A 21,946-nucleotide genomic window follows, 5' to 3' on the forward strand; every position below is an offset into this window, starting at 1 on the left:
TTATTTGGTTCGTAAAAAGTTCTTCGTTTTAGTTAACGGCCTTCTGCCATTTCTTGAAATGACCAATCAGGTCTTTATAGTCTTGCTCCTGGTGAATGTTGAATCGGTTCCACAGGTCGCCGCAAATCACCACGCCTCCAAAGCCAAGGTCGCGCACCATTCGGATGTTTTCCAGATTCAGGCCGCCCAAGGCATAGACGTGCTTATCGATGAGCCCTTGTTTGGCAGCAGCGCGCAATTCTTCTTCTGTAAACGACTGGGTGTCGTTGGGGTTGCTCTGGCTGTCGAAGATGTTCTGCAGGAATACGTAACTGGCTTTTTTCTTGCATTCCTGCAATTGGTCAAGCGAACGACAGGTACAACTGTAGTCGCCACGGTAGCCGTAGGGCAACTCGGTATCTAGGGTATCCAAATGGATACTCTTTAAACCGAACTCCTCGCGAAGATAGAAGTGGTCGTGCACGGTAATGCGCTTGTAATATTCGTCAGAAAGCAGGGTGAGAAGCCTTTCGGAGTAGACTGGCTCCGAGTTTGGCTTATATAGATGAAGATTCTCCAGCCCTTCTTCAAAGAGGGTAGTGAGAATCTTGTCTTCCTCCACGAAAAACGTGGCCTTTGTCATGATGATGAGTTTCATCTTCAAACCTCTTTTTAATGAAAAAGCCCCGTCATCCTTAAGAATTGGGGCTTATGTAAAGAAGTGATTCCGTTGGGATTCGAACCCAAGGCCCACAGCTTAGAAGGCTGTTGCTCTATCCAACTGAGCTACGGAACCATCCTTGCATTGGGGATGTGCCCGAATTGCGAGTGCAAAATTACTATTTTTTTATGAAATAGCCAAATTTTATGCAGTAAATCTGATTTTACCTTCGTTTTTTGGACTTGCCGTATGCAGAATTGTTCCGCTTGGCGTGTTGATTGTTTTGAACGGGATAATTTTGTCTTGGCGGCACGGCGTTGGGCATCGGTGAATTGAAGAGTTGGCGGATGAGGTCTTGTCGGCCGATGCGCTTCAAACTCTGTTCTATACCGCGGCGTTCCTCGGGCTTATACCAGAAAAAGTATTGACGCTGGGCTTGTTTCTCACGTGGCGACTTGGCCGAGAATACTGGTTCCAGTGTATAGGGATGATAGCCTGTGTACCATGTCTCTGTGGCTACAGTCATCGGCGTTGGTGTGAAGTCTTGTACTTGCTCCAGTTGGAAGTCTAAATTCTTTGTCAGAACGGCCAACTCGGCCATATCCTCTTCGTGGCAGCCGGGGTGACTACTGATGAAGTAGGGAATGATTTGTTGACGTAGATTCTCCTCGCGGTTGATACGGTCGAAGATGCGCTTAAACTCGCCAAACTGCGAGAATGGTGGTTTTCGCATGAGCATCAGCACGCGGTCGCTGGTGTGCTCGGGTGCCACTTTCAAGCGTCCGCTGACGTGATTCCGTATCAGTTCGCGTGTGTATTCTTTAGTTGATTGGTTGGCGGCCTCATCCTTGCTCTTGTGCAGCAGCAAATCGTAGCGTACGCCACTACCAATGAAACTCTTTTTGATGCCAGGAATAGCATCGACAGAACGATAGAGGTCTAACAATTGCTGATGACTGGTATTAAGGTTGGGGCATACTTGCGGATGGATGCAACTGGGACGCTTACATTTCTCGCATGCGTTGAGGTTGCGGCCATGCATGCCATACATATTGGCACTAGGTCCACCGACATCACTTAGATAGCCTTTGAAGTCGGGCATCTGGACAACCTGCTTTACTTCTTTCAAGACACTCTCCTTTGAACGACAGGCGATGAACTTTCCTTGATGGGCTGAGATGGTGCAGAAGGCGCAGCCGCCAAAGCATCCGCGATGAATATTGACCGAGAACTTAATCATATCGTAGGCGGGAATGCGCTTGCCTTTATATTTGGGGTGGGGCTGACGAGTGTAGGGCAGGTCGAACGAGGCATCAAGTTCGTCTGTGGTCATTGGTGGATATGGTGGATTTACCACCACATACTGACTTCCCACTTGCTGAATAAGACGTTGGGCGTGCATCATGTTCGACTGCTCCTCAATATGGCGGAAATTCTCGGCTTGTGCTTTTTTGTTCTGGAGGCATTCCTCGTGACTATGAAGCACGATGTCGTTTTCCTTGGGCTGTATGTCTCTTGTCAGATAGACTGTCTGTGGCAAATCGTACAGATCTTTCACTCGGCAGCCTTCTGACAGCTTGTTGGCAATCTCTACAATGGTCTTCTCGCCCATGCCATAGCTAATGATGTCGCCTCCGCTATCTAAAAGAATGCTGGGCCGTAATTTGTCTTGCCAATAGTCGTAATGGGTCAATCGGCGCAGAGAGGCCTCAATGCCACCAAGTATCACAGGAACGTCGGGATAGAGTTTTTTGAGTATCTGTGTATAGACGATGGTGGGATATTCAGGACGCATGTCGTGGCGACCATCGGGTGAGTAGGCATCTTCGGAACGAAGGCGTCGGGCTGCCGTGTATTTATTAACCATCGAATCCATGCAGCCAGGCGAGATGCCGAAAAATAATCGTGGGCGTCCCAACTTCTTGAAGTCGCGGAAGTCTCCGTGCCAGTCGGGCTGAGGTACAATGGCCACACGATAACCTGCCGACTCGAGCACACGCCCGATGACGGCCGCACCAAATGATGGGTGGTCTACGTAGGCATCGCCCGAGAAAAGAATAACATCTACATAATCCCAACCTCGCAGCTCAAGCTCTTTTTTTGTAGTAGGTAAGAAATCAGTCAGCCGATACTCCATTCTCCTGTTTTTCCTTCCAATCCTTGTAAGTTGATACTAGATTTTGAAGTCCGATGGCCTTCATGTTGGGATGGTAGACAACGTCCAGACAGAGGTCTAACAACTGCTTGTCACGTCCTGCTTCCGACTCTAATAGCGAGCGGATGTTGAGCTTTAATTTGTCGAGTACTGACTCGTCAATGTAGCCGTTTGAGTCAACTAAATCACGGAACAACTGATATTGGTCAATTGTTGACAAGTGCTGGTCATTGATGTCGATGCTTCTTGTGCCTGAAGCGTTTGCTTGTATTTTTATCATAACTATTTGTTTATTAAGAAATTTAATATTCCTTTCATTATTATAGCTTTAATATCTTCATCCTTGATGCATTCAAATGGAAAACCCATGACAAATGCGTTGTATTTTCCATTCTGGCTAGCGACAGCTGCGCTAGTTCCGTCGGCATATACCATTGCAGGGAAAGCCAGCATGTTGGCAGGCATCAGTATATCTGTCTTGTTAGCGGAATAGTGTTGTTCGTTCAGCAATCGATAGAAACTGAATGTTTTTCCCATACCGCTCACGCCTTCGTTTAGATCGGTGTTGACGCCTTCGTATCGTGTATTTAGAACGTCGTTCATAAATAATTTCTCGTCTTCTGATGTCATGTCCGAACCAGTATAGGCTCCGCTCACCAGAAGGTTGCCGCCTTGGGCCGTGTAGTTTCTGAGTTGCTGTTGTAGAGCATACGGGAAACTCTTATATAATACAATACTGTGTCCGTCGTTCTTTTCGAGTCCTAGCAGAAGGTCGACAACCTGGTATGGGCGCAGGTCAAGATAGCCCTTTTCTATAGCTTTTCCTGATGCACTCATGATGTTGTAGTTGCCTGCGCGACGAATAGCATTAGCATGTTCAACACTATAGTTGAATTCGTTGCCAGCAATGAACATTCCTTGAAAATCAGGGGTTGTATATCCCAGCCCGGTGGAATCCTCTACACCAATTTTTTTTACGTCGAAAATGCGCTGAAGTCCTAACCAACCGCATGTTCGCCCGTAGCTGATACCCATATCGTCGCTCATGTCGAAACCTTGTCCTGTTTTACTGATGGCTGGTGACGAGAGACGATTGAAGCCATTGACAATCATGATGTTTTGGCTGGCCTGTGGATTATATAGTGCGGTTAGCGTTTCTGAAGGGAAACTTTGTCCACCGTCGTTGTTTGCTGTTATTCGAAACTTATAGAGGATGTAAGGCTTTAACTGAATATTGCATGATGTGCCACGAAGATAGGTGCCGTTGTCGAAGTCGCCATTTTCCTGACCAATATATAGGGTGTAGCCTGTTGGAGTTGATGTTACTTCTTGGCCGTCTTCCAGACCAATCCAACTTAGTTTTACTTGTCCTTTCTTGTCTGTGAACTCAATACGGAAGTCTGTGGGGGGTAAAGGCTGTACTACGCATTCTTTTCCGTGTCGTTGTGTGATGTATCGAAGCAATGTTTTATAGATGGAACGTGCCAATGTGAATCGGAAGTTGGGATCTTGACCGTATTTCATATCGCCGAAGTTCTGGTGCGATAATGTCTCTAGAATGGCACTTGGCACGATGGGTATGCGTGTCTCGGAATAGTTGCGGTTGTAGAGGTTGCGTGCCACCCATTCGCCAAGACGATATCTTAGGTCCTCGGTGGTGTTGTGCAGCAAATCGGAAGCCAGCTCATATGAAGCTTCACGACTGATTCCAGCAGCCAGAACGCTATCGCCGTGATGGGTGGTGCAGATGCTCAGAGAGCCGTAAACACCCACCCCGGTGTCTGTATAACCCGCATCGCTGTGAATGGCTAATGATAGTTCAATGGGGACTTTACGCCCGATGGAGTCGGGGGCAAAAGGCGAACCACCACATAAAAGGTTTGTCATGAGTGAACGGACGTTGATGTCGTCGCCATAGTCGTTCTCTCCATGCTTGGAACTGTATACGTCATAGGGCATTCCCGCCCATTGTGCATAGTATCGGGCTCCCTCCAGGCAGCGTGGCAAGCCACTTGTCTCGCCGCCACGTTCAATATTTCCCATGCCTCCGCCAAATCTTACTGCATCGGCTGTTATGTGACCTTTGTGGTGACTGTCATTTGATAAAATGACGCAATTCTGCTCAGAACAACCTTTGTCAAAAGCGAATGTTCCTAGATATACCCATGTGGAGCCACCCATTTGCTGGTTGACATGAAACTCTGTCTTCTGACCTTTATGCCATACGGTGTAGTGTGCGTCGTCAACGGCATCTTCGATAGTCTGGTAGCTTACATAGACAGCATACTGTCCCTCCTCGGGGATGTCTGGCTGGTAACTAACTGTACTTACTGCGTTGCGCGAATGGGTTGTCTCAATCATACGCGCTGTGCCTGCTTCGAAGGGGTTCTCTAGGTCGTGATATAATCCTGCATGCATGGCAAATCCTGCATGAGGAGCGTCTTTCCACGTATGGTGCGTTCCGTTTTCCTGATAGACTGATGTCGACTGCTCGTAGTTGTTGTCAACGATAACCTCGTTGCGCTGCCAGTCGCGCTCGCGAGGTGTGAATACAACGGCACCGGCATTCTCGAGCATGGGGATGAGATATGGTACCACAATGGTTTGAGTGAATAAGTCCTCGGTGGTGCCAAATAATGCAGGACGCTGCCAACGCCATTGTCCTTCTTTGTTGTCGAAGTAGCGTCCGTGACTGGCCCAGAGTGCTATATGGCGCCCTTCCAGTCCGTGGCTGATGGAGTAGGGACGAGAAGTGTTCTTAACCCATGGCTCTCCTTTGTAATCTATATGTTCCCATGTAACTTGTGCTGTCAGGTGTTGACGACCTGATAGCACAAATAGTGTTAGAAATAGAAATGTTAGTCTATACATTACCTATCGTGAACAGTTCGGGCCGCTTGCCTTTAAAGTCTTTGAAGTATAGTTTTATTTCACGCATGTCAGCCTCAAGATCGCCTGTGGGGATGATGGTCTTGGTACATTGAATGTGTTTCTTTTCGTAGTCCAAGCCGTAGAGCAGAATGGGAATGTTGGCTTTTAGTGCAATGAAGTAAAAGCCCTTCTTCCATTCCTCAACACGTGAGCGAGTACCTTCGGGGGTAATACATAGGTGAAAAGAGGTGGCTTGCTTGGCCGTCTCTGCCATTGAGTCGGTCATGCTTGTGTGTTTTTGACGGTATACGGGGATGCCGCCTATTCGTTTGAATAATGTGCCAAGTGGCCAGAAAAACCACTCTTTCTTCATTAGAAAATTGCTGTCCAAACCTTTAGCACCATTATATAGCTGGCCTATAAGAAAGTCCCAATTGCTGGTGTGTGGAGCAAGACAAATAATGTATTTCTCGGGATGTTTTTCAGTAATATTAGCTGTCCATCCCATTTTTTTGAATAATAACCAGTTACAAAATTTCTGCCACATTTACAGGTTGTTTATTTGGTCCACGATTTCACTCACCTGCGCTGCAAACTTCTCGCGCAAATCCTTGTAGTATGCGCTGGCTTCAATGCCAGGTTCTGGATGTGATACGCGACTAATAAAATTGTGCTGGGTTTTGATGACTGCCACAAGCAATGCCTGGGTGTTATCCTTGTTGGCTTCGTTTCCGTACAATGAAGCAGCTACAGCCTCAGTAAACAGTTCTTCGCAGATCTGATTAATTACCTTCTTAAGTGTTCTCTTGTTTGCCATAGTCTTTAGAGTTGTTGAATCCTTTGCAAAGATAAATAAAATAATTGTAACCTCCAAATCTTCTTGAATAATTTTTTGGGGGTTTCATATTTTTGTAGTACCTTTGCAACCAGAATCCAAAACATTATTTTATTTATATAATTGTTCTAGAACAGTATGGAAAAAAGTGCATTGCAAATTGCAAGAGCAGCTTATCAGCCCAAGTTGCCCCGTGGTCTTAAGGGTGCAGTAAAGGTTGTTGAAGGTGCTCCCACTCAGAGTGTTGATAACCAGGAAGAAATCAAGGCCCTCTTCCCCAATACCTATGGAATGCCTCTTGTTGAGTTTGTTCCCGGTGAAGATAAGAGCTACGAGCCCATGAACGTTGGTATTATCCTTAGTGGTGGTCAGGCTCCTGGCGGTCATAACGTGATTACTGGTCTGTTCGATGCTGTGAAGCGTTTGAACCCAGCCAACCGTCTCTATGGCTTTATTCTTGGTCCTGGCGGTTTGGTTGATCACAACTACATGGAGCTCACCAAGGAGATTGTTGATGAGTATCGTAATACTGGTGGCTTTGATATGATTGGTTCTGGTCGTACAAAACTTGAGAAAGAGGAGCAGTTCGAGAAAGGTCTTGAGATTATTCGCGAGCTGGGTATTAAGGCTATCGTGATTATCGGTGGTGACGACTCAAATACCAACGCATGTGTGTTGGCAGAGTACTATGCTGCTAAGAAGTATGGTGTTCAGGTTATTGGTTGCCCCAAGACTATCGACGGTGACTTGAAGAACGATCAGATTGAAACTTCTTTCGGTTTCGATACCGCTTGTAAGACATACTCAGAGCTCATTGGTAATATCGAACGCGACTGTAACTCAGCACGTAAGTATTGGCACTTCATTAAGGTGATGGGTCGTTCAGCTTCTCACATTGCACTTGAGTGCGCTTTGCAGACACAGCCAAACATCTGCCTCGTTTCTGAGGAGATTGAGCAGAAGGCCATGAGTCTTGATGATATCGTTGCTTATATTGCTAATGCTGTTGCTCAGCGTGCTGCCGATGGCAACAACTTTGGTACTGTTGTTATTCCTGAGGGCGTTATCGAGTTCATCCCTGCCATCAAGAAACTTATTGCTCAGTTGAACGACGTTTTGGCTTTGCCCGAGGCAAAGAACATCAGTCGCGACGAGCAGGTTGACTTCGCTAAGAGTCACCTCACCGCAGAGAACCTTGCTGTATTTAACAGTCTGCCCGAGGGCGTGGCTCGTCAGCTGGCTCTTGATCGTGACCCTCACGGAAACGTACAGGTATCGCTCATTGAGACCGAGAAGCTGCTTTCTGAGATGGTAGCTAAGAAGCTTGATGAAATGAAGAAAGAAGGTAAGTATGTTGGTAAATTCGCTGCTCAGCACCACTTCTTCGGTTATGAGGGTCGTTGTGCTGCTCCTTCTAACTTTGATGCCGACTATTGCTATGCTCTTGGTACCAGCGCAGCTCAGTTGATTGCTGCTGGCAAGACTGGTTATATGGCTATTGTGAAGAATACCACTGCTCCTGCCGATGATTGGAAGGCTGGTGGTGTGCCCATCACGATGATGATGAACATGGAGAAGCGTAATGGTGAGATGAAGCCTGTTATCCGCAAAGCTCTTGTAGAACTCGACGGTAAACCCTTCAAGACCTTCGCTGCTCAGCGTGATCGTTGGGCTCGCGAGACCGCTTACGTTTATCCCGGTCCTATTCAGTATTGGGGTCCCACAGAAGTTTGTGACCAGCCCACTAAGACGCTGGCACTTGAACAGGCAAAATAATTGATGTCTGGAAATAAAACTATCAAGCGAAGTCAGGCGGGTCGCAAACGACCACGCTTGACTTCGCCTGTTCGTAGAAAGAAACCAAGTGTAATTATCCGTTTGTTGCGCCATGTTCCAGGTTGGGCGTGGTGGATGGGCGGATTCTCAATTGCGGGTATTTATATTTGGTTCTTCTATTATTTCTTTGTTTCGTCTTCAGCATTGCGTTGGCAGGCACTTTATGGCGAAATAAACTATCCTGAAGGTTTTGATATTCACGGTATTGACATCAGTCACTATCAAGGTGAAATAGATTGGGAATTATTGCGAAACCAGGGCTCTATTGATGATTGCCCCATTTGTTTTGTTATGATCAAGGCTACAGAGGGTTGTACCAAGATTGACAAGAATTTCCACGATAATTTCTATCAAGCCCGTGAATATGGTTTTACGCGTGGAGCCTATCATTATTTTAGTACCCAGTCTTCGGCAAAGGCACAGGCTTCCCATTTTATTAATACTGTAAAACTGGAACCTGGTGACCTTCCTCCCGTACTTGATGTGGAACAAAGACCTCGTCGACAGTCTTTAGACGATTTTCAGAATAGTGTGCTGGAATGGCTTCAAGTTGTTGAGTCGCATTATGGTGTGAAGCCCATTCTCTATACCTATTATAAGTTTAAACTCGATTATTTGAACGACTCAGTTTTTAATCAGTATCCCTATTGGATTGCGCATTATTATGTGGACAGTCTGAAGTATGAGGGCGATTGGAAGTTTTGGCAACACACTGATGCGGGCAGTCTGCCTGGCATCAAGGGACCGGTCGATTTCAATATCTATAATGGCTCATTCTACGATTTGCGTCAGATGACAATTGGTAGTCAGGAAACCATCGGTGTTGATGCATACAGAACGCCTATTGAAAGCTACTGAATAATGCACGGAAACAGTATGTTTCCCGCTTCTTTATAGCATACCTTTTGTTGAGGGCAATTGATAGTGGTCTATGTCACGACGTACGGCTGATTTCAGCGAACGTGCTAAAGCCTTAAAGATTGCTTCTGCTTTATGGTGCTCGTTGTCACCATCTGCCTCAATGTAGAGATTCATCTGTGCAGCATCACTCAGGCTTTTGAAGAAATGGAAGAACATTTCTGTTGGAACATCGCCAACATGCTCGCGATGAAATTCCGTATTCCAGATTAGCCAGGGACGGCCACCAAAGTCTAAAGCTACGTGAGCATGACAGTCGTCCATGGGAAGTGAGAATCCATATCGCTCAATACCTCGTTTCGAACCTAACGCCTTCAGCAAACATTCACCTAAAGCCAGTCCTGTGTCCTCGATGGTGTGATGCTCGTCCACATGAAGGTCGCCCTTTGTGTGTATTACCAAATCCATCTGACCATGGCGTGCAATCTGTTCAAGCATATGGTCGAAGAATCCTAAACCGGTTTGTATGTCAGCTTGTCCGGTGCCGTCAAGTGTCACCTTTATATATATATCGGTTTCCTTGGTGGTTCGTTTCACTTCTGCAGTACGTTCTCCATCGAATATTTGTTCGGCCACCTGTTTCCACGAAAGGGCATCGCTTAATATTAGCGACTTACATCCTATATTCTTGGCAAACTGCGCATCTGTTTCACGATCACCAATAACATAGCTATTGGCTATGTCATAGGCAGGGTCGTTCATGTATTTCTCAACGAGGCCTGTCTGTGGCTTACGGGTGGGAGCATTGTCTTCCGGAAAGTGATTGTCCACGAGAATGTCGTCGAACTCAACACCTTCGCCTTTCAGAGCTTCCAAAATGAAATTATGCGCAGGCCAAAACGTGTCCTCAGGAAACGATGACGTACCTAATCCGTCCTGGTTGCTGACCATTACGAAGCGGAAATCAGTTTTTTCACGAAGAAAAGAAAGCCAACGAAAAACACCTGGCTTGAAGCGAATCTTTTCTAGGGCATCTACTTGTTCGTCGTGTGGTTCTTCGACGATGGTGCCGTCACGGTCAATGAATAGGATACGTTGAGGGTTCATAGGTATTTCTTTTTATTGATTTCTTTTTGCTTGATGGTGTCAATTGTGTAGTATAGTGGGAACACGCTCCAAAGATGAACGAATGCCTGGATGAAACCTGCTATCGTAAATGCGATGAATGACAGCGTGGGAAGATAGTCGGGCATGCCCAACGGATCTCCTTCTAAAGCTCCAATATATGCTTTGACGTTTGCTATGGTAATGATAACACCAGGCATGCAGCATAGTAGGGTTGCTGCAGTCATAATGATGAAGACAAGTATGAGTGTGCCAATCAGGAATCCCCAATGACGCCAATTGCGAAAGAACCAGCAGATGGCTGGTATAATCAATTTAAAGAACGTCTTCATGGGAAACGTTCCCCACCAATGTCTCGTACGTATAATCTCGCCAGTGGTGTAATGCTCGTAGCAGGCTTTGAAACCACACGAAGCTAAGATGACTATCATGATGTCGAATAGTATAGAACTGACGATGTAAAGCATACTGTTGACAGTCATCGAAACTGGGTCTACATATCCTCCGGAGAAGGCTACAATGTATGTTGGGATTAAACTAATGACATTGTTCAGCGCCCATGCAAACGCAAGAGCATAGACAATGGCAATGAGCCAAACTGCACGAAAGATTTTCTTGAAGTTGTTGGTATAGAGCAAATAACCATCGCGGACAATGGCTCGGATGCTGCGTACACGATGCGCGTTTAATTCGCTATTCTCGTTCATGATGTCTCTTAATTTTTCTGCAAAGGTACAAAATAATTATTAATAGTCAATTGTCAATTCTCATTTATTTTGTACCTTTGCAGAAAATTAGCAATTATGAAAAAGTTGAAGTGGGGTTTTATTGGCTGTGGAGAGGTTTGCGAGAAGAAAAGTGGACCGGCCTTTGCTGAAGTAGAGGACTCTACGGTTGTGGCTGTGATGAGCCGTTCGGAAAGAAAGGCACGGTCATATGCTGAGCGTCATCATGTGCCTAAGTGGTATACTGATGCACAGGAACTTATTGATGACCCTGATGTGAATGCTATTTATGTGGCTACTCCCCCTTCAAGTCATGCCACTTTTGCTATTATGGCCATGAAGGCAGGAAAGCCAGTTTACGTAGAGAAACCTTTGGCAGCTAACTATGAGGACTGTGCTCGAATCAATCGCATTAGTGAGCAAACGGGTGTGCCGTGCTTTGTGGCTTATTATCGTAGATATTTACCTTATTTCTTGCGAGTTAAGAATATAGTTGAGCAGGGCATTATAGGTAATGTTATTAATGTGCAGATTAGGTTTGCTTGGCCACCCCGTGAGTTGGACTATGTTCATCCCGAGAATTTGCCATGGCGCCTTCAGCCAGATATTGCTGGTGGTGGTTATTTCTACGATTTAGCGCCTCATCAACTTGATTTGCTACAGGAGATGTTTGGCGTCATTGTTGAAGCACGAGGAATATGTGCGAATCGTGGCCGACTGTATTCTGCTGAGGATTCTGTGAGCGCAGTGTTTCGTTTTGAAAACGGTTTGCCTGGCAGTGGCTCGTGGTGCTTTGTTGGCCATGAGTCGGCTCGCACCGATCGTATACTGATTATTGGTAATCAAGGTTCACTTAGTTTTTCGGTTTTCAATTACGACCCCATAGAACTGCATACTAGCGAAGGAACGCAACGTATAGAAGTGCCCAATCCGCCTTATGTGCAGTATCCGTTGATTAAAAATGTGTGTGAACACTTGCAGGGTCGTGCCGTATGTACGGCCACTAGCGTGTCGGCTACCTCTGTTAACTGGGTGCTTGACCGTATTTTAGGAAAGTACTAATGTAGGGAATGAAAAGACTTGTTTTGTTTTTTGTGTTGGTGACTTTGTGGCCCTGTTATGCGGTGTCACAAAGTGATTCAATTGGCGTTATCCGTCGTACTATCAGAGAGTTCGACCATTTGGATGAGCGATATATTGAACCGCAACACTATGTCTTTTCGGCTATGCTTCAAGGGAGTTATAGTATTGACCGTTATTCACTGAGTTCTTCTGGCCTTATTGACCAAAGCATTACATTTATGCCTGATGCAAAGGTAAAGGCCGGTCCTTATGCCGGTTGGAAATGGGTGTTTTTGGGGTATTGTTTTGAATTGGGTAAATTAAACTTTGATGATGGACGTCGTGAGTTTGATTTTAGCATGTATAGTTCGCAGGTAGGAGTTGATTTGTTTTATCGTCGTACAGGTTCTGATTATAAGTTGCGTGACGCCAATTTGGGCGAAGGTATAGATGCCTCGGAGCTCAACGACCAACCTTTTGATGGATTGAAGGTTGGCATCACAGGCTTTAATGTTTATTACATATTTAACCATGGAAGGTTCTCTTATCCTGCAGCATTCTCGCAGAGTACTATTCAGAAGATTAGTTGTGGATCATGGCTGGCAGGAGTGGGGTATACACGCCATTCGTTAGACTTTGACTATCAGAGTCTTCAATCGCTAATTAACGAGAAAATGGGGGAGCATTCTGTATTATTGGACAGCGGACTAATGTTTAATACAGTACGCTATTACGATGTAAGCCTTTCTGGTGGATATGCCTATAATTGGGTTCTTGCAAAGAACTGGCTCCTCGCTTCTAGCTTACAAATGGCTTTAGGATATAAACGCTGTTATGGCGAGACTGCAGGCATCGATCAGCGTGGTTTTTCTATTAATAATTTCAATATCGATGGCATTGCTCGTTTTGCACTTGTATATAATAATATGAAGTGGTATGCGGGAGCCAGTGCCATTTTTCATACATACAACTACCGAAAGTCTAGGTTTCAGACTAATAATACGTTTGGCTCGCTTAACGTTTATGTTGGTGTGAACTTTGGATTGAAAAATAAATATCGACAAAAGAAATAGAAATGAAACGACTCTTAATCTTATGCTTCATGTCATTCTCGGTCCTTGTGTCACGGGCTCATAATGCGGATAGCCTCTTTGTTGTCAAAACGTTGCAAGGGACTTCGACCGACGTGCTTTCTTTTGCCCGTCAGTTTATAGGCTTGCCTTATGTAGCGCATACGCTAGAGATTCATGCCAAAGGACAGGAACGCTTGGTTGTTAATACGCGTGAGTTGGACTGTACAACGTTTGTTGAGAATGTAATAGCATTGACATTGTGTGCAAAGAATAATGAGCGACATTTCAACGCTTTCCGAAAGTATCTACGCCAGTTGCGCTATCGTCATGGCGTTATCAATGGCTATCCCTCGCGTTTGCACTATTTTACCGACTGGATTGAGGACAATACCAAAATGGGCTTTGTTCATGAGATTCAGCAGGAAAAGTCTCCTTTTTCTGCGGTTCAGATTATTAACGTGGGTTATATGAGTAATCATCCACAATCCTATGAAGCTTTAAAGGTACACCCAGAATTTATTGATAAAATTGCTGCTCAGGAGAAAGATCTCAATGGTCGACGGTATCGTTATATACCTAAGAACATGGTTAAGAACACTAAGCTGATGCGAAAGATTGTTCATGATGGTGATGTCATCGCTATCACATGCTCGAAGTCAGGTCTTGATATTGCTCATTTGGGATTTGCAGTATGGCGTCGTGATGGTCTACATTTGCTTAATGCTTCTCAGTTGTACCATCGTGTGGTTGAAGAACCAATGACCTTGGATCGTTATCTGAAGAAGCATCCAAAGCATACTGGAATTCGTATTATTCGATTAAATAATTAAATCTTTATATATAAGTATGACACAGGAACAAGATATTAAAAATGCCATCGAAGTGATGCGCAAAGGTGGTGTGATTCTTTATCCAACCGACACCGTATGGGGAATTGGCTGTGATGCGACAAATGCTGAGGCTGTGAAGCGTGTATACCAGATAAAACAGCGTGACGATTCAAAAGCTCTTATTTGTCTTGTTGATAGTGATGCTCGACTTCAGCGTTATGTACGAAATGTCCCAGATGTAGCATGGCAGCTTATCGATTGTATGGACCAAGATAAACCCACTACGCTGATTCTTGATGGTGCGGTTAATCTTGCACCTAACCTTATTGCTGAGGATGGTTCCATCGGTATTCGTATTACGCACGAGAGTTTTTCACACGAACTCTGTTATCGATTCCAGAAAGCTATTGTATCAACCTCGGCCAATATTAGTGGAGAACCAGCTGCTCAAAACTACCGAGATATTGACCCTCGCATACTTGAACAAGTGGATTATGTGTGCTGGACACGCCGACAGGAGCATAAGCCTCACAAGCCTTCGAGTATCATCAAACTTGGCCCTACGGGTGAAGTAACGGTTATCAGAAAATAGTTAGTTAATAGAATATCTTCTATCTTTACTATCTGAGATCACCGATTAATATATCAATTTCTAAAAGATAAAGGGGACTGCCGATTGGGCAGCCCCCTTTTCAATGAATATAATTTTGTTACCTTATTGGTAACATCATATGCAATTAATAAAGGTTATTCACCCTTAATAGCTGCTACGCCAGGGAGAACCTTACCCTCGATAGCCTCGAGCAGAGCGCCACCACCAGTTGAGATGTAAGATACCTGATCAGCAAGCCCGAACTTGTTTACACAAGCAACAGAGTCGCCACCACCAATCAGTGAGAATGCACCGTTCTTGGTAGCCTCGGCGATAGCGTCGCCAATGGCACGTGAACCAGCGGTGAAGGCATCGCACTCGAATACACCAGCAGGACCGTTCCACAGGATGGTCTTTGCACCCTTGATAGCCTCGGCGAATGCCTTCTGGCTCTCAGGACCAGCGTCAACACCCTCGAAACCAGCAGGTACGTTGTTAGCGGGGCAGGTGATGATCTCAGCACCAGCCTTAACGCTCATAGTACCGAAGTCGAGACCGTTAGTAGCTGTGCAGTCAGAACCCAGAACGAGCTCTACACCGTTCTTCTTAGCAAGCTCTTCAACACCCAGAGCAACATCCAGCTTGTCGAGCTCAACGATTGATTCGCCAATCTCACCGTTGTGAGCCTTAGCGAAGGTATATGTCATACCACCGCAGAGGATGAGCTTATCAACCTTACCGAGCAGGTTCTCGATGATACCAATCTTAGAAGATACCTTTGAACCACCCATGATGGCAACGAAAGGACGCTTGATGTTAGAGAGAACGGCGTCGACAGCCTGAACCTCCTTCTCCATCAGCAGACCGAGCATCTTGTTGTCAGCGTCGAAGTAATCAGCGATAACAGCGGTAGAAGCGTGCTTGCGGTGAGCTGTACCGAAGGCATCCATTACGTAGCAGTCAGCGTAAGAAGCGAGAGTCTTAGCAAACTCCTTCTGGCTGGCCTTCATGGCCTTCTTAGCCTCGTCGTATGCAGGATCAGCCTTGTCGATACCTACGGGCTTACCCTCTTCCTCAGGATAGAAACGCAGGTTCTCAAGCAGCAGAGCCTCACCCATCTTCAAAGCCTTGGCAGCATCAGCAGCCTTAGCGCAGTCGGGGGCGAAAGCAACGGGAACACCCAGAGCCTTCTCAACAGCCTCGCGAATCTGACCGAGTGACTTCTTGGCATCTACCTTACCTTTGGGCTTACCCATGTGGCTCATGATGATAGTAGCACCACCATCATTCAGAATCTTCTTCAGGGTAGGCAGGGCACCGCGGATACGGGTGTCGTCTGTGATCTTACCATTCTCATCGAGGGGTACGTTGAAGTCTACACGTACGATTGCCTTCTTACCGGCAAAGTTGAATTCGTTGATAGTCATAATTAACAATAAATTTAATGTGTATAAATGATAATTTGTTCTTTCTCTATTTCTTGGCGAGGGTATAGTTATAATATTCCTCGTTGCCAGTTATATCCTTTACCACCTTGAGAAAAGGCGGGAATTTTACGGGCTCTCCCTCGGCAATGCCCTTTGTCTCAAGAATGATGAGGCCCGCTAGTTGGTCTTGATAGGTGTCTACCTCGAAGTATTGTCCTTTCCATATGAAACTGTTACGAATCTTGTGGATGGTGTTGCGCTCAGGGTCGGCTAATCCTAGCATCATCTCATAGAGGCTATTGTTTATTTGTCGCTCGGTGACAAGCTCTTCTTTCTCAGAGGTTTGCTTCTTTGTTGTATGTACAAACACCTGCTTTTGTCCCCAGCAGCGTTTTCGCAGACGAATCTCTGCGTCAGGATCGCCTTTTAGATAGGTTTGAGTTATCTCGCTCTGAATACTATCATCTGGCAGTTGACCGTTAAGCTCCACAATGTATTTCCGTTCCTCTACGATGGGCTGAGGCAGACATAACACATTTGAAATCTCCTTGATGACGCGATTCATCTTGCAATCGAAGTCGTCATGATTGTTGATGACACGCAGGTGTGGATGACCAGTCCATGCATGAATAACCTTCTTGTCCAGTCCACGAGCAATATTCAATCCCTCTTCATTCATTTGCTCATAACGCTGGGCATTGTTGGCCGTGGTGTAATATTGCTCGGCACCATCAGCAGCAGAGACCAAATGCAACACTGCATCGTATCGCTCACGCAACTCAGGTGTTGATGTGCCAACAGCACGAGTAATGCTGTCCCAAGTCTCTGGGGCCATATATGCAGAGATGTCCATTGCACCGCGATCGCATACAATGATACACGGTTGTTTGCACTCCTGGGCCATTCGCAGGAATTTATCCTCAAGTGCTAGTTGTATTTCAAGAGTAGCTTTCTCGCCTTCATAGAAGAATCCTTGGTTCTTGGTCAGGTAATTCATGCCTGCCTGTGTGAAAAGGGTAGGAACCTCTGGGATTGTAAAGACTTTGAAACCGAGACTGGAGAAATGCTCGATAATGCGCACCAAGGCAGTTGTCTTGCCAGCGCAAGGTCCACCTGTGAGAACTATGCGTTTGATATCGTCCATTGCGTGATACATGTTTCTTTTGCGTTGCAAAGGTACGCATTATTCTTCAAATGTGCAAACATTTGTCGACATAAAAATATTTTGTCCTTTGATACTTTTGTTTCTTATCCGAATAATGCTCTTAGGGCCTCTTCCACTTTACGTACTGGATGAATTTCTATGTTGAATTTGTGGTGGTCAATACCTTGAAGATTATAGCGTGGGATAATGATGTGCTGGAATCCCAGTTTCTCTGCTTCTGCTATACGTTGTTCAATTCGGTTGATGGGGCGAACCTCACCGCTCAGTCCAACTTCACCAGCCATGCACCAGGTGTTGTCAATTGGTGTATCAACATTTGATGATAGTACGGCTGCGATAACGCTTAGGTCCATTGCCAGGTCGGTAACTCTTAGTCCGCCAGCAATATTTACGAAGACATCTTTTTGCATCAGTTTGAATCCTACGCGTTTCTCCAATACTGCTAGAAGCATGTTCAAACGTCTTTGGTCAAATCCCGTGGCAGAACGTTGTGGAGTGCCATATGCTGCAGATGATACTAATGCTTGTGTTTCAACCAAGAATGGTCGGATGCCCTCTATGGCACTGGAGATAGCTATGCCCGAGAGCCCTTCGTGGTCTTGTGTGAGAAGTAATTCGGATGGGTTTGACACCTGTCTTAGCCCATTTGTCTGCATTTCATAAATACCTAATTCACTGGTACTTCCAAATCGATTCTTAATGCTTCTCAGAATGCGATACATATAATGCTGATCACCTTCAAACTGAATGACCGTATCGACGATGTGTTCCAAGATCTTTGGCCCCGCTAACGTGCCTTCTTTGGTGATGTGGCCAATGAGGATGACGGGTACGCCACTAGATTTTGCAAAACGTAGTAGCGAAGCCGCACATTCGCGCACTTGAGCCAGCGATCCAGCCGATGACTCTACATCTTCGGTGGCGATGGTTTGAATCGAGTCGATGACCACAAGTTCGGGCTTCTCTTCCTTGATATGCTCAAAGATTTTCTCTAGTGAGTTCTCGCACAGAATCAGAAAATTATCGTGTGAGTTGCTAGGAGATATACGTTCTGCTCTCATCTTCAGTTGGTGGGCGCTCTCCTCACCGCTGACATAGAGAATAAGTTTCTCGTTAAGACTCAGCATGGTTTGCAACAGAAGTGTTGACTTGCCAATGCCTGGTTCGCCGCCCAAGAGTACAATGCTGCCTGGAACAAGTCCGCCACCAAGCACACGGTTCAATTCGCCGTCATGCATATCAATTCGCACTTCATCCTTGCTGTTAATGTCGCGCAGGCGCATAGCCTTGTTGCTAAGTAGCGAACGAGCCGTGCTGGCTGCTGCCGATGTGGCAGTTTGACGAGCTGAGTCGGCCGAAATTTTGATTTCCTTGAAAGTGTTCCATTGTCCACAAGCAGGACATTTGCCAATCCATTTTGGCGATTCCTGTCCACAATTCTCGCAGACGTATGCTGTCTTGTCTTTTGCCATAGGTCCTTGTTTTATGGTACAAAATTACTAATTATTTTCGTGGTTACAAAACTTTTTATTACTTTTGCATTCAAATTGCGACTATAATTGCATATTTATTTAGAAATGAGAAAAATCTGTTTTTTGTTGCTTGCTACAATATTGCTGTTCTTTAATGCTTGCAAAAAAGAAGATATCAAGGCAGTATCCTTTGCCGACGAGGCCTATGAAGCCTGGGTCAATGATTCTGCTATGATAAAGATAGCCGTGATGCCCACGCTCGACTGCTTGCCCATCTATGTTGCGTCCGAACGCGGTATTTTCGCTCGAAATGGTGCTAGTGTTAGTCTTTATTCTTATGCGGCCCAAATGGATTGCGACACAGCTTTGACGGGTGGTTGGGTAGATGCAATGGCAACCGATTTGGTGCGAGCAGAGAGACTGAAGAAGCAGGGTATGCTACTGTCTTACCTCACTTCAACAGATCTTCATTGGCAACTCGTAGCTTCAAAGATGGCTCGTGTAAAACGCCTGAATCAGATGGAAAACAAGATGGTGGCGATGAGTCGTTATTCGGCAACCGACATGTTAGTGGATATGTTAGTAGATACGGCACTTATCCGCGAAAAAGACCATGTTTTCAAGATACAAGTGAATGATTTGGGTGTCAGATACAGTATGCTTGAAAATCAAGTGATGGATTTGTTGCTTCTGCCCGAGCCTTTGGCATCTGCAGCTAGCGAACTTGATGTAAATGTGCTTTATGACACACGTCATAATAATATTAATATGGGTGTGGTGGTGATGAACGATACAGCTATTGCTGACGCTACACTCCGCAAGAGTCAGGTAGAAGCATTCCTTAAGTCGTATGACGAGGCTTGCGACTCAATTAATAAATATGGTTTTGGTGGCTATCGAGACCTCATTCGTAATCGTTGTCGGGTGAAGTCATCTGTTGTAGACTCCATCCCTTCCGATTACAAGTTCTCTCCCTCTCATCTGCCTATGCAAAATGATGTGGACCGGGCCGTTAATTGGTTGAATCACTAAAGAAGAATGCATCATATGCACAAAAACGAACAACTCCGTTTGATAGTCAATTACATATCTCGCCAACGCCTTGGTGAGGCTATTAATGCCATGGAAATATATCTGTCGACTCGCCCCACCCAAATAGATCTGGACAAGTTGACAGAAATACGCAATGACTATCAGCTGATGGCAGACTATTGGAGGCGTGGTTTTGATGATCCGCAGCGTCCTATGCTTTATCGTCAGTTGTTGCACCGGTTATATCAACTTGTTGTCAACAGAGACCTGCACGAACGTTTTATGGAGAGTCCGTATCTGCAGGGAGTATACAAACGTCCGCGGATAGTGCGCACAGAATGGGCAGTCGCATCTATCAAAAGTGATTTAGAGGCATATGTATCAGACTCTGTATTATTGGAGCTGGAACCTCAGCATGTTCAACAAAAGAAACGGATGGAATTAAATACGCGTCATCAGCAGTTGGTGAATGATATTTTTGATTACATTCTTACATCCCATCTATGGAAAGATTCCTTGTGTGATGCTTTTGTTGATTTACTTTTGGCTCCCACAATTGATGTCAACGACCAATTGATGATTATCAGCGCCATATCATTGTCATTACAAAACGCCTTTGATATTAATAAGTTCAAGGTGCTGACTACGCTATATCAGCAGTCCTCTGATAATCATGTGCGTCAGCGTGCACTGGTTGGCTGGGTGTTGGCAGTCGATTCATCTGAAGCAGAAATATTTCCTGAGGTTGTCGAGATAGTGAATACGATATGTCAAGACGATTTGAATTGCAAGGAACTGACGGAACTTCAGATGCAGTTGTATTATTGCATAGACACGGACAACGATCAGAAGACTATTCACGATGAAATTATGCCCGATTTGGTGAATGGCAGTCGTATTCAGATGTCGCAGGGTGGGGAGTTTGATATGGACGAGGATAGTCTGGAGGATATTCTTCATCCTGAGGCGTTGGAGCGTGATATGGAGAAAATGGAGAAAAGTATGAAACGAATGGCCGACATGCAGAAACAAGGTGCCGACATTTATTATTCTGGCTTCCGTCAGATGAAGCGTTTTCCCTTTTTCCAGGACATCTCGAATTGGTTTGCCCCTTTTATGCCAAACCATCCTGCCATTGCACATTCATGGGAGAAAGCCAAGGGAAGTAAGATGCTGCATTATATAGCTGATGTAGGGTCTTTTTGTGATAGCGACAAGTATTCACTTGTGTTAGCTTTTGAACAAGTGAGAAACCAATTGCCCTCAAAGATGATCGAGATGATGGACAACGGCGCAGCCACACCAATGCCTGTTGGTGGTGAGGTAGATCCTGAGGAAAAGAAGATGCCTGCTTATATTCGTCGCATATATCTTCAGGACCTTTATCGTTTCTACAATATCTTTGACAAGAGATTTGAGTTTCCCAACCCGTTCGGAAAGGATAGGAGTTTGCTGTTTTTTACCTGCAGTTTATTCAACACGACGCCTCTGAAAAAGCATTTTCAGGAAGTGGCATCGTTTCTTATCAAGCGCCAGCATGCTGACGATGCGCTCCGTATTTTGGAAATGATACCCCAAGAGCAGTATAACTATCAGCTCTATATGATGAAAGGTGGCATATGTAGGCATAAAAAATCCTTGTTGGCTCACGCTGCCGATTGCTTCCGTAAGGCCTTAGAATTGAATCCTGACGACGAGCGAGCTATGACTGGATTTGCTCGTGCTTCTTTTGATTTAGGTTGTTATGCAGCAGCCATCGAGAATTATGAAAAGTTGTTGCAGATTCAGCCCGAGAAGAAGAGCTATATGCTTTATCTGGCCTACAGCCTCAGCAATATGTATCGCTATAATGAGGCCGAAAAATATCTGTATAAGCTTAATTACGAGTATCCAGATGACTTATACGTAAAACGTGGTTTGGCCGAAGTCCTGACAGGACAAGACAAGTATGAACAAGCTCTATCGTTGTACGAACAATTGTTGTCGGGTGAGCAAAATCAGGCTGATGATCTCAAGAATTACGCTTTCTGCCTTTGGTTTGCCAAGCAGAATGACGAGGCGTTAAAAGCTTTTAAAAAGTATGTGGAACTACGCAAAACGGCAGGTGAGACTACTGATTTCAGAGAAATGTTTCTTGTAGAAAAAGCCGAAATGCTACGCCGACATCATATTAGTCAGATGGATGTTCTGTTGATGCTTGATGCTGTGAACTTTCTATAGTAAAAGGTTATTTGCCTTTTGTTAAAGG

General features: G+C 45.2%; 19 protein-coding genes and 1 tRNA gene. 8 read left to right on the forward strand and 12 right to left on the reverse strand.

Features of this window, described 5'->3' with window-relative positions:
* Positions 1-28: 28 nt before the first annotated feature.
* The 7 genes from M1D30_RS06195 to M1D30_RS06225 form a co-directional block, all read right to left on the reverse strand.
* Positions 29-637 (reverse strand): thiamine phosphate synthase, encoded by a 609-nt coding sequence (locus tag M1D30_RS06195; protein WP_248507440.1) that lies wholly within the window; start codon positions 635-637, stop codon positions 29-31.
* A gap of 64 nt (positions 638-701) precedes the next feature.
* Positions 702-775: transfer RNA gene (locus M1D30_RS06200), tRNA-Arg, on the reverse strand.
* 88 nt (positions 776-863) lie between these two features.
* Positions 864-2,777 carry a YgiQ family radical SAM protein gene (locus M1D30_RS06205; RefSeq protein ID WP_248507442.1) on the reverse strand — a complete coding sequence of 638 codons (1,914 nt, stop codon included), beginning with the start codon at positions 2,775-2,777 and terminating at the stop codon, positions 864-866.
* A complete protein-coding gene (locus M1D30_RS06210; RefSeq protein WP_248507444.1) occupies positions 2,758-3,075 on the reverse strand; it encodes a hypothetical protein in 318 nt (105 codons plus the stop codon). The genes M1D30_RS06205 and M1D30_RS06210 overlap by 20 nt, the downstream gene beginning before the upstream one ends.
* 2 nt (positions 3,076-3,077) lie before the next feature.
* Entirely contained in the window at positions 3,078-5,666 is a 2,589-nt protein-coding gene (locus M1D30_RS06215) for a xanthan lyase (protein ID WP_248507446.1), read from the reverse strand.
* A complete protein-coding gene (locus M1D30_RS06220; protein WP_248507448.1) occupies positions 5,659-6,213 on the reverse strand; it encodes a 1-acyl-sn-glycerol-3-phosphate acyltransferase in 555 nt (184 codons plus the stop codon). Before M1D30_RS06220 ends, M1D30_RS06215 begins: the two co-directional genes overlap by 8 nt.
* The gene (locus M1D30_RS06225; RefSeq protein ID WP_248507450.1) at positions 6,214-6,483 is read right to left on the reverse strand and encodes a hypothetical protein; all 270 of its coding nucleotides are present in this window, start codon (positions 6,481-6,483) and stop codon (positions 6,214-6,216) included.
* Positions 6,484-6,639: 156 nt separating this feature from the next.
* On the opposite strand from M1D30_RS06225, the gene M1D30_RS06230 reads away from it, so the two are divergent.
* Positions 6,640-8,277: a diphosphate--fructose-6-phosphate 1-phosphotransferase gene (locus M1D30_RS06230; protein ID WP_248507452.1), complete on the forward strand. Its 1,638-nt coding sequence runs from the start codon at positions 6,640-6,642 to the stop codon at positions 8,275-8,277.
* Between the two features lie 3 nt (positions 8,278-8,280).
* The gene (locus M1D30_RS06235) at positions 8,281-9,195 is read left to right on the forward strand and encodes a glycoside hydrolase family 25 protein (RefSeq protein WP_248507454.1); all 915 of its coding nucleotides are present in this window, start codon (positions 8,281-8,283) and stop codon (positions 9,193-9,195) included.
* A gap of 33 nt (positions 9,196-9,228) precedes the next feature.
* Here M1D30_RS06235 and hisB read toward each other — a convergent pair whose 3' ends face one another.
* Together hisB and M1D30_RS06245 are read right to left on the reverse strand one after the other, a co-directional pair.
* Positions 9,229-10,302 (reverse strand): bifunctional histidinol-phosphatase/imidazoleglycerol-phosphate dehydratase HisB, encoded by a 1,074-nt coding sequence (gene hisB, locus M1D30_RS06240; RefSeq protein ID WP_248507456.1) that lies wholly within the window; start codon positions 10,300-10,302, stop codon positions 9,229-9,231.
* Positions 10,299-11,027: a hypothetical protein gene (locus M1D30_RS06245; RefSeq protein ID WP_248507458.1), complete on the reverse strand. Its 729-nt coding sequence runs from the start codon at positions 11,025-11,027 to the stop codon at positions 10,299-10,301. The genes hisB and M1D30_RS06245 overlap by 4 nt, the downstream gene beginning before the upstream one ends.
* Before the next feature lie 96 nt (positions 11,028-11,123).
* Between M1D30_RS06245 and M1D30_RS06250 the strand changes: the two genes are divergently transcribed.
* The 4 genes from M1D30_RS06250 to M1D30_RS06265 are packed head-to-tail and all read left to right on the forward strand — an operon-like array spanning position 11,124 to position 14,602.
* On the forward strand, positions 11,124-12,107 hold the full coding sequence (locus M1D30_RS06250) for a Gfo/Idh/MocA family protein (protein ID WP_248507460.1): 984 nt from the start codon (positions 11,124-11,126) through the stop codon (positions 12,105-12,107).
* Positions 12,108-12,115: 8 nt separating this feature from the next.
* A complete protein-coding gene (locus tag M1D30_RS06255) occupies positions 12,116-13,180 on the forward strand; it encodes a DUF4421 domain-containing protein (RefSeq protein WP_248507461.1) in 1,065 nt (354 codons plus the stop codon).
* A 2-nt stretch (positions 13,181-13,182) separates the two neighbouring features.
* On the forward strand, positions 13,183-14,010 hold the full coding sequence (locus tag M1D30_RS06260; RefSeq protein WP_248507463.1) for an N-acetylmuramoyl-L-alanine amidase-like domain-containing protein: 828 nt from the start codon (positions 13,183-13,185) through the stop codon (positions 14,008-14,010).
* A gap of 16 nt (positions 14,011-14,026) precedes the next feature.
* The gene (locus M1D30_RS06265) at positions 14,027-14,602 is read left to right on the forward strand and encodes an L-threonylcarbamoyladenylate synthase (protein ID WP_248507465.1); all 576 of its coding nucleotides are present in this window, start codon (positions 14,027-14,029) and stop codon (positions 14,600-14,602) included.
* A 155-nt stretch (positions 14,603-14,757) separates the two neighbouring features.
* Here M1D30_RS06265 and pgk read toward each other — a convergent pair whose 3' ends face one another.
* From pgk to radA, 3 genes are all read right to left on the reverse strand, one after another.
* Positions 14,758-16,029, reverse strand: a complete 1,272-nt coding sequence (pgk, locus tag M1D30_RS06270) for a phosphoglycerate kinase (protein WP_248507466.1) — start codon at positions 16,027-16,029, stop codon at positions 14,758-14,760.
* A 46-nt stretch (positions 16,030-16,075) separates the two neighbouring features.
* Positions 16,076-17,173 carry an AAA family ATPase gene (locus tag M1D30_RS06275; RefSeq protein WP_248507468.1) on the reverse strand — a complete coding sequence of 366 codons (1,098 nt, stop codon included), beginning with the start codon at positions 17,171-17,173 and terminating at the stop codon, positions 16,076-16,078.
* 104 nt (positions 17,174-17,277) lie between these two features.
* The gene (gene radA / locus M1D30_RS06280) at positions 17,278-18,666 is read right to left on the reverse strand and encodes a DNA repair protein RadA (protein ID WP_248507470.1); all 1,389 of its coding nucleotides are present in this window, start codon (positions 18,664-18,666) and stop codon (positions 17,278-17,280) included.
* A 105-nt stretch (positions 18,667-18,771) separates the two neighbouring features.
* On the opposite strand from radA, the gene M1D30_RS06285 reads away from it, so the two are divergent.
* Together M1D30_RS06285 and M1D30_RS06290 are read left to right on the forward strand one after the other, a co-directional pair.
* Complete coding sequence (locus tag M1D30_RS06285) at positions 18,772-19,698, forward strand: ABC transporter substrate-binding protein (protein WP_248507472.1); 927 nt, start codon at positions 18,772-18,774, stop codon at positions 19,696-19,698.
* A 15-nt stretch (positions 19,699-19,713) separates the two neighbouring features.
* A complete protein-coding gene (locus tag M1D30_RS06290) occupies positions 19,714-21,918 on the forward strand; it encodes a tetratricopeptide repeat protein (protein WP_248507474.1) in 2,205 nt (734 codons plus the stop codon).
* Positions 21,919-21,946: the final 28 nt, after the last annotated feature.

Origin of the sequence: Prevotella sp. E15-22 (assembly GCF_023204875.1) — a bacterium.
In the GTDB taxonomy this organism is placed as follows: domain Bacteria; phylum Bacteroidota; class Bacteroidia; order Bacteroidales; family Bacteroidaceae; genus Prevotella.

Coding starts and splice junctions, on each gene's coding strand:
- M1D30_RS06245 (WP_248507458.1), bottom strand. CDS start 11,027: ATGAACGAGAATAGCGAATTAAACGCGCATCGTGTACGCAGCATCCGA.
- M1D30_RS06215 (WP_248507446.1), bottom strand. CDS start 5,666: ATGTATAGACTAACATTTCTATTTCTAACACTATTTGTGCTATCAGGT.
- pgk (WP_248507466.1), bottom strand. CDS start 16,029: ATGACTATCAACGAATTCAACTTTGCCGGTAAGAAGGCAATCGTACGT.
- M1D30_RS06230 (WP_248507452.1), top strand. CDS start 6,640: ATGGAAAAAAGTGCATTGCAAATTGCAAGAGCAGCTTATCAGCCCAAG.
- M1D30_RS06265 (WP_248507465.1), top strand. CDS start 14,027: ATGACACAGGAACAAGATATTAAAAATGCCATCGAAGTGATGCGCAAA.
- M1D30_RS06260 (WP_248507463.1), top strand. CDS start 13,183: ATGAAACGACTCTTAATCTTATGCTTCATGTCATTCTCGGTCCTTGTG.
- M1D30_RS06250 (WP_248507460.1), top strand. CDS start 11,124: ATGAAAAAGTTGAAGTGGGGTTTTATTGGCTGTGGAGAGGTTTGCGAG.
- M1D30_RS06235 (WP_248507454.1), top strand. CDS start 8,281: ATGTCTGGAAATAAAACTATCAAGCGAAGTCAGGCGGGTCGCAAACGA.
- M1D30_RS06290 (WP_248507474.1), top strand. CDS start 19,714: ATGCACAAAAACGAACAACTCCGTTTGATAGTCAATTACATATCTCGC.
- M1D30_RS06225 (WP_248507450.1), bottom strand. CDS start 6,483: ATGGCAAACAAGAGAACACTTAAGAAGGTAATTAATCAGATCTGCGAA.
- M1D30_RS06275 (WP_248507468.1), bottom strand. CDS start 17,173: ATGGACGATATCAAACGCATAGTTCTCACAGGTGGACCTTGCGCTGGC.
- M1D30_RS06255 (WP_248507461.1), top strand. CDS start 12,116: ATGAAAAGACTTGTTTTGTTTTTTGTGTTGGTGACTTTGTGGCCCTGT.
- M1D30_RS06210 (WP_248507444.1), bottom strand. CDS start 3,075: ATGATAAAAATACAAGCAAACGCTTCAGGCACAAGAAGCATCGACATC.
- M1D30_RS06205 (WP_248507442.1), bottom strand. CDS start 2,777: ATGGAGTATCGGCTGACTGATTTCTTACCTACTACAAAAAAAGAGCTT.
- hisB (WP_248507456.1), bottom strand. CDS start 10,302: ATGAACCCTCAACGTATCCTATTCATTGACCGTGACGGCACCATCGTC.
- M1D30_RS06195 (WP_248507440.1), bottom strand. CDS start 637: ATGAAACTCATCATCATGACAAAGGCCACGTTTTTCGTGGAGGAAGAC.
- M1D30_RS06220 (WP_248507448.1), bottom strand. CDS start 6,213: ATGTGGCAGAAATTTTGTAACTGGTTATTATTCAAAAAAATGGGATGG.
- M1D30_RS06285 (WP_248507472.1), top strand. CDS start 18,772: ATGAGAAAAATCTGTTTTTTGTTGCTTGCTACAATATTGCTGTTCTTT.
- radA (WP_248507470.1), bottom strand. CDS start 18,666: ATGGCAAAAGACAAGACAGCATACGTCTGCGAGAATTGTGGACAGGAA.